Here is a 12282-nt window from a genome sequence, read left to right as displayed (position 1 = left end):
AGCATACGGCTGAAGAGATCGTCGCCAAGCTTCGCCAAGTCGATGTCTTGGTCTCGCAGGGCCGCAAGGTCTCCGAAGCAATCCGATCCATCGAGGTGACGGAGGTCACGGACTATCGTTGGCGATCCGAGTACGGCGGCTCGAAGGGAGATCAGGTCAAGCGGTTGAAGTCTCTGGAACCTGAGAACCAGCGCCTCCGGCGGGCGATCTCGGACCTGACGCTGGAGACGCTCATCGTGAAGGAGGCGGCTTCGGGAAACTTCTGAGCCCGGCTCGCCGCCGGGCTTGTGTCGACCACGTCGTGGCCGAGCATGGCGTGTCGGAGCGGTTCGCTTGCCGCGTTCTCGGTCAGCACCGCTCGACACAGCGCAACCGCGCCGCGGTGGTCAAGGACGAGGCCGCACTGACCGCCGCCATTGTCGCACTGGTTCTGCGGTACGGGCGCTGCGGCTACCGTCGGATCACCGCGCTGCTCCGGCGCGATGGCTGGACGGTCAACGTGAAGCGGGTCGAACGGATCTGGCGGCGGGAGGGGCTCAAGGTTCCAGCCCGACAGCCAAAGCGCGCCCGCCTCTGGCTCAATGACGGCTCGTGTGCGCGCCTGCGGCCGGAGCGACCCGACCACGTCTGGTCCTACGACTTCGTCGAGCACCGGACGCATGGCGGTCGCAAGTACCGGCTGCTGAATGTCCTTGATGAGTTCACCCGTAAGTGCCTGGCGATCCGCGTATCTCGTACGCCGAAGGCGCACGACGTGATCGATGTCCTCTCGGATCTATTCAGCCTGCGCGGCGTGCTAGGCCATAGCCGCTTAGACAAGGGACCTGGGTTCATCGCTCGGTCTGTCCGGGACTGGATCGCTGCGGTCGGCTCAGAGACCGCCTACATCGAGCCGGGCAGTCCGTGGGAGGACGGGTACCGCGAGAGCTTCAACGCAAAGCTGCGGGACGAACTCCTCAACGGCGAGGTGTCCTACACCCTCAAGGAAGCCAGCGTCGTGATCGAGCAGTGGCGGAGGCACGACAACAGCATCCGGCCGCACTCATACCTCGGCTACTGCCCGCCTGCGCCGGAGGTCGTCATGTGGCCGACGGAACCGAGCGGCTCAGTGCCGTCCGCTCGGCCTGCCATCGTCACGCGACCGACGATGCACTAACTTTGAACCTGGACCACCGAATGGAGGCACGCCACGACGCCTCATCACGTTGGTGATGATGACTTTTCCCTCGTGGTGGGGATCCGAGATCGGGCTAACACGCTGTGGATTGAAAATATCGAAGCAAAGTGAGATGGCGCCCGGCGATATGCTAGCTAACTCACGAACTCCCTGCAATGCGGCACGCATCGCGCGGCGGTGAGATTAGCTCGCTGACGTCTTCGCGCGGTCGCCCCGGCGTCGGATACAACAGGCCATTGCGCACATGCCCGCATCAAAATTGTGTGTGGCAGACGCCAAACAGCGACAGAAGCATGGGGAGCCAAATGGGTCAGCCGTTTGTTCATGCTTGTCGAGCGCAACTTGCAATGCCAGAGTCGATTCCGATCGCCCGTCAAGCGCCCGGAAAGCCAAGCATTTGGATTGATGCACACTCCTGCGCTGGACTGGCATCCCTTGAGCAAAAGGCGCGGAAGGCAACAGTCTTCTCGAACGCAAGGTGCCTTGCGATTTAGCCCGCGTACCGGGTGCAAACACCATTTCGTCCGGCCGATCTCCGTAATCGGGGCAGATTGCGGGCCGATCTTGCGCGCGGGCCGAACTGGCGTGCAGAGCCCCAAAAAACATCTGGGACGAATACCCGTACTATGCCCCCTGGCAAAGGCGCATCAAGCAGGCGAAATCGAGCGGGACGCCCATTTCGTCCATCAGGCGTCGAGCCAGCGTGGAGGAATGGTTTGACTTGCTTCTCGCGATCCGTGATAGCCACACCGCTTGGCATCTGACAAGGTCGAGATTTTCAAGAATTTTCTTGGACCGCCCGGACCGATGAGTGACCGGAAGGTCGCCAGGTCAGATTGGATGTCAAGCGTAATAAAATCCAAATTTTTTGAGGCGTGACGGGTTCATCCAGATTGCACTAATTGAGTATTTATAATTTCGCAAAGTGGGTTTTTAATACATATTCGAATTCTCCCTTCTTGTGCCGCATACTAACTTCATTATACCACTTCATTATCACAGTTTAGACCCGTGGCTTTCGTGAGTAGTTGTGCAGGCCGTGGACGCGGTGCAAAAATCAATGTCGGTGAATGATGAGTCTTCGACAATCGAATCCATCCGCAGGTGAAGAGCAGAATGTTCAGCAGGCTGCGGCAAAAGGTGCGAGCTGGCTGTTAGCGGCGCGGTTCGCCGCAAAATCCATTGATGCCGTTGTATTGTTTATCTTGGCGCGGGTTCTCGAAGCTGCAGATTTTGGCTTGGTCGCACTCGCAATGGGTTTTATATTAGTCGCGGAGGCCATGCTTGAGCTGCCGGTTGGACTGGCTATTCTACGGCTGAAGATGATAGACCCTGCACATTTCGATACGGCGTTTACGCTCAGTATTTTACGAAGTATCGTATTTTTGATTATCTCGTACGTCTTGGCCTATCCGATTTCTTTATTAAGCTCCGACTCTAGAATTATCAATCTCATACTAATTTTATCGATCGCTCCAATCGTGAGGGGACTCGCAAGCCCCTATATGATCGTTTTTGTGAAGAATCTCGATTTTAGTCGCGAGTTTGCAGCTGAGATATGCGGGAAGATTTTCGGTGCGTTTATGTCTCTTTATGTTGCATATACCTTCCGCAGCTATTGGGCTATCGCGGCCGGGACTGTGACAACGCCTCTCGTGGGAACTATTTTATCGTATATCATGGCTCCATACCGTCCACGTTTGACGCTGGAAAAATGGCGTGCCTTTTCTCATTTTATCGGATGGGGAGCCATCACCCAGCTTTTCGTTGCGATCAGCTGGCAATGCGACCGGTTCTTTCTCGGCCATTTTGTAACGAAGGCCGATCTCGGCCAGTACGCACTGAGTTCGGATTTGGCGAATTTTCCAAATCAGTCGGTTATTGTTCCGATTATGCGCCCGTTGAATACAGTCATATACGGGCGGACGGATGACCTAGACGGGCTGCGCCGAGCCTATTTACAAGCTGTCTCGACGATCTGCACACTGGGTATTCCAGCATATGTCGGATTGTTCATCACTTCGGATCAAGTGGCGCGTCTGTTCCTCGGTCCCGAATGGGGACGAGTTGGTTATATTCTTGGTGTTATCGCGCTTTCGTTTCTCCCCGGCTTATTCACCCTGCCTTGGCCATCTGTGACGGTTGCGCTTGAGCGACCGAAGCTGATCACAATCGCAACGAGCATCGAATTCTTCGTAAAATTACCGGTCACTTGGTTTACAGTCAAAAACTACGGTGTTGAAGGCGCTATTTGGGCCCGTGTTTGCATGAATGTCTTCATTGCACTTATTGCATTCGTGTTTTTGAAACGTCTCATCAATTTATCATATCGCCAGCAACTTGAGGCGGCCATACGCCCAATTATTGCCAGTGCAGTCATGACGATCATGATTCTCCCTTTGCTTTTCTATATGCTTACGCTTGATACTGGTATAAAATTCGCACTTTGCTTAGCCTCGGTGATTGCGCTTGGCGGCGCGAGCTACACGCTCGTTCTGATGATGCTGTGGTACTTCTCCGGGTCGCCTCCAGGCGCTGAGCATTTAGTCGAAAGACTTTATAAAAAACTCCGCTTCAAAGTCTTTCGGACGGTGGAAGCGTGATAATATGATTATGACAGACGCGTTCTGTTGCTGTGCGTTGAGATGGGATGGCGAGACCGCTCCCTCCCGATAGCCTATGGGCGGAGATCGCACCGCTGCTGCCGCCTGAACCGGTTAAGCCGAAGGGCGGTCGCCCGCGAAGACCTGGCCGCGCGGCGCTGACGGGTATTCAGTTCGTGCTGCGCTCGGGCACGCCCTGGGAGTTGCTTCCACGCGAGATGGGCTGCGGTTCGGGGATGACCTGCCGGCGGCACTTGCGCGACTGGCATGAGGCCGGGGTGTGGGACCGCCTGCAAAAGGCCCTGCTCAACCGGCTCGGCCGCCAGAACGGGATCAACTTCAGTCAAGCCTCCCTCGACAGCGCCTCGATCGCTGCAAAAAGGGGGTCCGGCGACATGGCCTTGCTCCGCAAAAGTGGAGAGCTCTTTTCCTGAAGGAGGAGGGTTCCGATGGCAGACCGGAAGCAAACCTTTACGCCTGAGTTTCGCGCCGAGGCGACGCGGTTGGCGCAGACGAGCGGACGCCCCCGACGCAAGGCAAGGGCGCTTGGCGCGACGACGTCTTCGTCGAGCGGCTGTGGCGGTCGGGCAAGTACGTGAGGAGATTTACCTCCGGGCCTACGACACCGTAAGCACGGCGCGCGCCTCGATCGGCCGGCACCTCGCCGTCTACCATGGACGGAGGCCCCATTCGAGTCTCGACCGACGCACCCCCGACCAAACCTCCTTCGACAGGCTGCCGCATCCCGCGGCCGCCTGAACCCGGCAGGACGCCACTCATCCAGGCCCAGGTCACTGTTCAGACAAACCGAGCCACTTCTCAGTCCGCTTTACACCCGTCAACGCCGACGCTCACCAACGACACGCTGCCCTTCCCTTTCGCAACCACATTCGCATCCCGAGCGACTTTCTGGAATCGCAAACTGGATGGGCGGGCTTTCACGCTAAGGTGCAAACGTCTCGGTATTCAGCGTCCACTGGACTGTCCGCCCGCAAATTCACCAACGCCGAACAATACGTTATCTGTTGTCTCGCATCATTTTCTTGACCCTGGTCAAGATAGCAAATATCCACGCTACACAACCACTCATATAGTTGGTCCGAGATGCTGACGAGCCATTTTCAAAATAAGAGTAGCCTTGCACCGAAAGATTGGGATTTTGCAGATGGAGTCATCCTGACTGCAGGCGCAGTAATTGTTGCGATCATATCCTATTTATTCATACCAGCAATGCCCGATGACGCGTATATATACCTTCGCATTGCGGCCAACATAGGCTCTGGACAAGGGTGGCTATATAACGTCGGAGAACTTACTAATCCCGCGACCTCTCCGATTTATACTATCGTTCTCACTGTGGTTGGACTTGTCTTTGGATATTCTTCGGCGGCTCTCGCTGTTAGTTACGGTATTCCGCTCTACGCCCTGGTGGTGGCTCAATATGTGGCTTGGCGCCGGGACGGCCGGGTGGAAGCGATCGTCATCACAGCTGGCACGGCCTTCGGGGCACGGCTGCTGCAGTCGTTCGGGATGGAGACCAGTTTGCTGATGGCACTCGTCTCCTTCACCGCCCTCGCTTATCAACATAACGGCGACAGTTTCCGGACGGGAGTTTTCGCGGGACTGACAGCCCTGACGCGGCCCGAAGGCATCATCCTCATGGGCTTGATCGGGGCTTGCCACCTGATGTTGAGACGGCAAATCGCTTGGCGATCCGCACTCGTGACCGTAGCCTTCCTCTTATCCTGGGTCGTTATTTCTTGGTTGTATTTCGGGACGGTAGTTCCGCACACTGCGGAAGTGAAATCGCTGCAGCGTCGAATGAGTCCGTGGATCAATGAACCGGACTTCTTTCATGCGTTCATCCTCCAATCGCGGTGGCTTATATTCACGATCCCCTTGGTCGCGATCGGGCTATGGCTGACCGTCCGGCGGCTGTTCAGGAACGACACGTTTCCGGCACTGTGCGTCGGATTCGGCCTCGTCCAGGTGCTCGGCTATCAGCTCATGGATGCTCCAGGAGCCTATTTTTGGTATTTTGAGCCGGGCGATTTCGCCACCAACCTTGCGATCATGATGGCACTCGTGTGGTTCGGTGCCCTTGTCAGACGCAGGCTCTCGCTGCCGCAGACGGCGTATGTCGGCGCGATGTTCCTGATGATCCCATTCGTGAAGGAAATGAGCTTCGATCCGATCAAGCGATTTCCACCCAATGAGTATAGGCATTCCGGAGAATACAAAGCTGTCGCGGCTTGGCTGCGAGCTAACAGCCAGCCAGCAGACGCCTTTGCGGCGACGGAAATCGGATACCTCGGCTGGTACTCGAAACAGCCGGTTCTCGATATCAACGGTCTGGTCCATCGCCGCTCCCTGCCCGGACTGCGTCAGAGGAACCTCCATTGGTGGTGGGATGAGGGGGAGCGGCCGCGCTATGTCGTCGTTCATCGGCCGCCATGGGATGGCGAGCCGGGTCATACGGGCACATGGCCGGCCCAAATCAGTGCCGAATTCGCGTCCCAATATCACAAGGTCTTTGAGTACGAGGGTATGGAAGTGTTCGAACGGAACTCAGCCTCCTGAACGGGGATCGCCTCGAAGCTCCGATTGGCTTCCCGAATGCGTCGTGAGCGCTGGCTGGGGGCGGCACCGTCCGGCAGGCGGCGTGGAAGCGAGATACGGAGCGGATTGGGAGTTCCGTCACAGGCCGATGTCAGGGCGTATCCGTCTACGCCCCGGATCGCACGGCTGGACGACCGGTCTCGCATCGCTCCGGGTTTGCGGACGTGCTGCCGGTCAACGGCAATGCGGCCTGTAAAAGCTTGGCCAAAGGCGGCGCAGTAGTACACTTGGCCTACTGCTGGAGCCATGTGCGTCGGCAATTCTATGACTTTGCCGCTGCCTCACCGATCGCCGCGGAAGCGCTTGCCTGCATCGCCGCGCTCTACCGGATCGAGGCCGAAATCCGTGGGTGCCCGGCGGACGAGCGACGGGCGGCCCGTCGGGTACGAAGCCGGCCGGGGGTTGAGGCGCCGGAGTCGTGGCTGCGGGAGAAGCTCGGCCGCTTTGCCGCAAGAGCACCTTGGCCGAGGCGTTCCGCTACGCCCTGGGCCGCCGGGTGGGGCTGAGCCTGTTCCTCGATGATGGGCGTGCAGAGATCGACTTGGACACCGCCGCGCACGCGATCCGGCCTCTGGCTTCGAACCGGAAGAACGGCCCGTTTGCTGATTCGGACGGCGGGGGCGAGCACTGGGCGATGATTGCTTCCCTGAACGAGACCTGCACGTTCATCGGCATCAAGCCGCAGGCTTACTTGGCTGACGTCATCACTCGTATCATCGTCGAGGGCCATCCGCAGCGGCGCCTCTCGGTCGACCTTGCCTTCGGTGGCCCAAGCCTCGCATGCGGAAACCGTCGCGCTGCCCTACCTCGCTCAACCTGGGTCCGACGTACAGCGAAAGGTAGGTGCGGACCAAGTGAGAAGTGCCGCGCGGAGTGCGCTGATGCGATGATAGGCCCACATAAGCCGCGTGTGGCGCACCAATCCCTCGACGTTCAAGGGTCGCGCTGACGCTTAACCCTACAACGTTGCGCGGCGCTCGGTCGCCTCGCGAATGCATCTTACAACTTGAGGCGCTTGAAGACGCGTTCGGGGATGGATCGGATGACCTGCATGATCAGCCACCAGATCTTCCGGACGTAGATGACGTCTTTTTTCGCTTTCTCGGCGGCCGCGAAGATCGCGCCGCCGACCTCGCTGGGCTCGGCCGTGAGGATTGGCGGCAGCTTCATCCCCGCCGTCATGCGTGTGCGGACGAAGCCGGGGTTCACCGTCAAGACATGGATCGCCTCCGGTGCGAGCCGGTTGCGCAAGCCCGACAGAAATGCGGTGAATCCAGCCTTCGCGGCACCATAGACGTAATTCGAAGCGCGGCCTCGCAACCCCGCCACCGAGCTCACCCCTACGATCGTGCCGGAGCCCCGCGCGAGAAACCGCTCCGCAAGGAGGCTCAGCAGCAGGCTAGGCCCCTCGAAGTTCGTGCGCAGCACGCGCGTCGCATGGCTGAAATCGCGCTGCGCCAGCGTCTGGTCCCCGAGTTCCCCTATCACGCACACGACCGTGTCGGGTAGCGTCGGAAGGGCATCGAGGAAAGCTTGCAGTTGGTCGGTTTCCAGCACGTCGAGCCGATGCACTGACACTTGCGTGCCCGTGCGGGCCGCGATGTCATCCGCGTTGCGCCGGGCCTCCCCCACATCGCGCGCAGCCAGCAACACCCGCCAGCCAGCTCGGGCATAGCAGAGCGCCGTTTCGCGCCCAATGTCCGAAGTTCCACCTGCCAGGAGCAAGGTCTTGTGCGCGGGTTGCATCAGGTCAAGCTTCCGGAGAATGAGGCTGGCCGTGGGCTCATTGGATCCCGAGCCTCGCCGATTGGTATGAGGACACGCGCCCTCCTGCGCCTGTCGCGCGCCGCAGATCGCGCATGCGCGGGAGGTTTGGATAGCCGGCCTCAAACGTCGACCGCGATTGACGGGCATCCTTGGCGAGATAAAGCCGCCCTCCGGATGCGACAACTAGGGTGTCGAGCGCGTCCAGGAGCATGAACACTCCCGCGCTCATCGGCAGATCGAGTGTGAGGGTCAAGCCCTCCATCGGAAACGACAGCAGGCCCCGTCCGGCTCTGAGCTGCTTCAATACGGCCAGGAACGAGGCCGAGCCATGGCGGGAGACGCGTTCCAGAATCTCGCTCAGCACGGCCTGCGCCTGCGCGGTTGGGATCACGCATTGGTATTGCAGAAATCCGCGTCGACCGTAGATCCGGTTCCAGCCTCCGACGCCGTCGAGGGGGAAGAAGTAGGGATTCCATTCAACCAAGCGCGGCGTGCCCGCCTTCGCCGCGCCCAGACGGAAATACGCTTCGTTGAAGGCGGAAACTGAGAGGCGGTTGAGCGTCCAGCCGGGCAAATCGACTGGCACCGAAATTCGCCCGGGACGCGGCGGCGGAAAGGCATCGCCCGCCGAACCGGAAGCCGCGAGGTCCGCCCGCCCGGCATGTTCGGCGGCGAAGATCAGGGAACGCCCGAGCGAGGCACCGCGTGCAAGGCAATCGATCCATGCCACCGTGTAGGTTGTGTCACCCGTCCGCGACAAGGCCGCGATGGCTGCCGCGAGGTCCGGGGCCACGATGGTGGTCTGGCGTAGAAATCCGGTCTCGATGGGCTTGAGTACGAAGGTGGCATTCAAGATCGTGCCCGTGAGCCCCATACCTCCGATTGTGGCGTCCAGCAGTTCTGGGTTCTCGTCGCGCGCGCACGACAGGACGTCCCCATTCGGCAGTGCGAGGGTCAGGCCCTCCACGTGGTCGCCGAAGCCGCCGTCGCGGTGATGGTTCTTACCGTGTACGTCCGCGGCAATCATGCCGCCGATCGTCACGAACTTGGTACCCGGCACGACGGGCGGAAAGAAACCAAGCGGCACCACCACGGACATAAGCTCGGACAGGAGGAGTCCCGCCTCCACGGTGATCCGGCCACTCTGGCGGTCGAAGGCGCAAATGCGGTTCAGGCTGCGGGTGGACAGCGTGACCTTCTCCCCGACAGCGGCATCGCCGTACGCACGTCCGTTGCCGCGGGCGATGACCCCGGTTTGGCCGGAGATCCACCGGGTCAGGTCGGCAGGCGCCGTCAGCGTGACGAGACCGGACTGATGGCGTGGATAGCGCCCCCAACCCGAAAATTCCGCGCGACGGATCGCGATGCCCGGGACCGGAGCCAGACGCCCGTCGGTTGCTTCTATCATACGCGCCTCTCCGTAAAGACGAAGGTTCGATCGAGCGCAAACTTGGCCACATAGCCGATCGTGAGCCCGATCGCGGCGCCCGTGTACTTGGCGAAATCGGTTCGCCATAGACTCCAGAACGCGATTTCGAAGCCCCAGAACACCAACGTCGTGCCAACGCTGAAGGCGCCATACAGAGCCACCTTATAGATTTCCCGCGCGGGACTCGCATATCGCTCCGAGAAGACCCAGCGCTTGTCGAGTACGTATTTGAGGACGAATCCGGTCGCCGTGCCGGCCAGAATCGACAGAGTGAGGGGCACGACAGGGGTGATCCGGATCACCAGCTCCTGCGTCGCGAGGTTCGCGAAGGTGGCGACGAACGCGAACATCACGTAGCGCAGGAAGACGAGCATGGATGAGGGAACTTCAATTCGGACACGGGTCGGCGATTCTTTCGGGGCTCACATGCTCGCAAGCATAACGAGTCCGCAGATGACGGCCACGAGCTGACTCACCCGATCCGTGACGGCGAAGATGACGGGATCGTCATGCATGGCGCCCCGATGGGTCAGCAGGGACACACGGCTGACCCAGTACAGCAGAGGAACGCACAGCAACCACAGGCGGTCGGGATAACCGTAGAGAACTCTCACATCGTCGCTGTGGACGTAAAGGGCCAGCACCAAGACCGCGACATAACCGCTTGCGACCGCCATGATCTCGAGAAGCGGCAAGTCGTCGAGGCGATAGGCTCGCCCCACCGGGTCACCGCTGCCCGCCTGTTTCCGATCGGTGAGTTCCGAGCAGCGCTTCACCAGCGCGAGACTGAGGAAGAGGAAGATGGCGAAGGCGATGAGCCAGGGAGACAGCACCACCGATGCTGCTGCAGCTCCAGCCATGAGGCGGGCACCATAGAGACAGGCGAGTGTCACGACGTCCACCAGCAGCTTGCGCTTGAGCAGGAAAGAGTAGGCACAGGTCAGCGCATAATAGCCGGCCAGAACGGCGCAAAAGGCCGGTGGGAGGAACAAGGCGAGCGCGAGCGAGATCGACAGGAGTATCGGCACCAGGGCAATGCCCGCCACAAGCGGGACACGCCCCGAGGCAAACGGGCGCTGCCGCTTGCGAACATGGGCGCGGTCGCCCCTGAGATCGAGCAGGTCGTTGAGGATGTAGACGCTCGATGCGCACAGGCTAAAGCTCACGAAGGCGATGACCGACGCAATAAGGGGCCACCCGAGTTCGTGGGCCGCGAGGGCGGGCGCAAAGACGAGGATGTTCTTGAGCCACTGATGGGCGCGCAGACCCTTCAGATAGTCGCGCCAGCCGCGGGTTCGGGTACCGATCGGCATTGCGTGCGGCGCCCATTGACGCACCGCCGCCAGATGTCGCGACGAGGCATTTGCGATGTAGACACCGGATGCCTTCCGCCAGACGGCTTCGTCGACCGGCGCATCACCGATATAATCGAACTGTCCCTCGCCGAAGGCGTCGCACAGCACCTTTGCCTTCGATGCGCCGGCGAGATTGAGCCCGGGTTCCGAACCGAAGACCCCGTTGAACAGAGGAACATGCGCTGCCAGAGCCTCAACGTAGCGCTTGTCGGCTGCCGACGCCAGATACAGCGGACGTCCGGTAGCTTTTTCAGCTTTAAGGAAGGCCAGAACGTCTTCGTTCAGGGGCAAGGTCGCAATATCAATCAAGGCGAGTTCGGCAAGACGAGCCTTAAGAGCAGCCTTACCATCTTTAAGCGCCGTCATCGCCGACAAAGCTTTGCGCGGACGATGCGCAAGCAGTTCGAAATAAGATTCGAGCAACAAATCTGTTTTCAGTAACGTTCCGTCAACGTCCGCGACTAATGGGATACCACTTCGTTTTTCGTCCATGGCGGATGACGCGCTCACGATAATTTGTCCCCATACACCACAGGCATTGAAGGCTTCGCAGCGTCCGGCGTCTTACTAATTAATATCTCTGTTGGCAATACGGGATGATAGTTTAATATGCCTCAGTGGAGTACGTATGTTTGAGCCAGATGATTGGCCTCGTCTGCAGTCATGACGCTCACGAGGCACCCTCGGCACTCTGAGACCGCCAGCCACCCGCACGACTGGGCACCCTGCTGGAACCGCCAACGACGCAATTCGTGGCATGCCAATCACAACGTCAAAATCGCTTGACCATTCCTGGCAGCATGCGCCCTGACGGCGAGAGGGCGAACGTACAGGCCAGCAATCAGAGTTGGACAGAGGGTCCTTGATCGTCGGCTGCGCTGCTCCTGACCTGACCGGCTGACTTTGGACCGGGCTGACTGAGAGGATCAGCTGGGACCGAGGGCGTTGGACATGCGGCGAGGTCAGAAGACGAACGCGGAGCAGGTGGTGCTGAAGCTGCGCCAGATCGAGGTGCAGACAGCCCAGGGCAAGAGTTTGGCCCTGGCGTGCAAGGAGGCGGAGATCTCCGAGCAGAGCTACGACCGCTGACGCAAGGAGTACGGCGGCCTCCAAGTCGATCAGGCCAGAAAGATGAGGGATCTGGAGCGGGAGAACGCTCGGTTGCGGCGGCTGGTAGCGGACCTTTCTTTGTTGGGTCAGGTGCTGGCGGACGTCGCCTCGGGAAACGTGTAGCCCCCGAGCGACGCCGGCAGGCGGTGGACGGGATCCGAGAGAAGTACGGCCTCTCGGACCGTCACGCCTGCCGGATCGTCGGCCAGCATCGGGGCACGC

The 12282-nt window shown here is 59.9% G+C and carries 7 protein-coding genes and 4 pseudogenes; 7 read left to right on the top strand and 4 right to left on the bottom strand.

The features are described 5' to 3' along the window. From MKK75_RS06495 to MKK75_RS06470, 6 genes and pseudogenes are all read left to right on the top strand, one after another. A protein-coding gene (locus MKK75_RS06495) for an IS3 family transposase (protein ID WP_279593644.1) occupies nucleotides 1-1156 on the top strand; the annotation gives its coding sequence in 2 pieces (ribosomal slippage) (nucleotides 1-252 and nucleotides 252-1156; 1157 coding nt annotated over the 2 pieces). This gene is flagged as partial in the annotation. A 1091-nt stretch (nucleotides 1157-2247) separates the two neighbouring features. Beyond that, complete coding sequence (locus MKK75_RS06490) at nucleotides 2248-3780, top strand: oligosaccharide flippase family protein (RefSeq protein WP_244041793.1); 1533 nt, start codon at nucleotides 2248-2250, stop codon at nucleotides 3778-3780. A 47-nt stretch (nucleotides 3781-3827) separates the two neighbouring features. Then, nucleotides 3828-4166 (top strand): annotated as a pseudogene (locus tag MKK75_RS06485) (transposase); the annotation flags it as partial. A 149-nt stretch (nucleotides 4167-4315) separates the two neighbouring features. Continuing rightward, nucleotides 4316-4539 (top strand): annotated as a pseudogene (locus MKK75_RS06480) (integrase core domain-containing protein); the annotation flags it as partial. Nucleotides 4540-4884: 345 nt separating this feature from the next. Beyond that, complete coding sequence (locus MKK75_RS06475) at nucleotides 4885-6360, top strand: hypothetical protein (protein WP_244041792.1); 1476 nt, start codon at nucleotides 4885-4887, stop codon at nucleotides 6358-6360. 143 nt (nucleotides 6361-6503) lie between these two features. Next, a pseudogene (locus tag MKK75_RS06470) lies at nucleotides 6504-7171 on the top strand (transposase); the annotation flags it as partial. Between the two features lie 227 nt (nucleotides 7172-7398). On the opposite strand, the gene MKK75_RS06465 reads toward MKK75_RS06470, so the two are convergent. The 4 genes from MKK75_RS06465 to MKK75_RS06450 are packed head-to-tail and all read right to left on the bottom strand — an operon-like array spanning nucleotide 7399 to nucleotide 11460. After that, nucleotides 7399-8145, bottom strand: coding sequence for an SDR family oxidoreductase (locus MKK75_RS06465; RefSeq protein ID WP_244041791.1), 747 nt, complete (start codon nucleotides 8143-8145; stop codon nucleotides 7399-7401). A 37-nt stretch (nucleotides 8146-8182) separates the two neighbouring features. Next, entirely contained in the window at nucleotides 8183-9574 is a 1392-nt protein-coding gene (locus MKK75_RS06460) for an FAD-dependent oxidoreductase (protein ID WP_244041790.1), read from the bottom strand. After that, the gene (locus tag MKK75_RS06455; protein WP_244041789.1) at nucleotides 9571-9969 is read right to left on the bottom strand and encodes a GtrA family protein; all 399 of its coding nucleotides are present in this window, start codon (nucleotides 9967-9969) and stop codon (nucleotides 9571-9573) included. The genes MKK75_RS06460 and MKK75_RS06455 overlap by 4 nt, the downstream gene beginning before the upstream one ends. A gap of 48 nt (nucleotides 9970-10017) precedes the next feature. After that, nucleotides 10018-11460 (bottom strand): UbiA family prenyltransferase, encoded by a 1443-nt coding sequence (locus MKK75_RS06450; RefSeq protein ID WP_244041788.1) that lies wholly within the window; start codon nucleotides 11458-11460, stop codon nucleotides 10018-10020. A 441-nt stretch (nucleotides 11461-11901) separates the two neighbouring features. On the opposite strand from MKK75_RS06450, the pseudogene MKK75_RS06445 reads away from it, so the two are divergent. Then, nucleotides 11902-12282, top strand: a pseudogene (locus MKK75_RS06445) (transposase); the annotation flags it as partial.

Origin of the sequence: Methylobacterium sp. J-030, assembly GCF_022829545.1 — a bacterium.
Lineage (GTDB): Bacteria > Pseudomonadota > Alphaproteobacteria > Rhizobiales > Beijerinckiaceae > Methylobacterium.
Note: the sequence above shows the minus strand (reverse complement) of the source record. Positions and strands in the feature narration are given on the sequence as shown.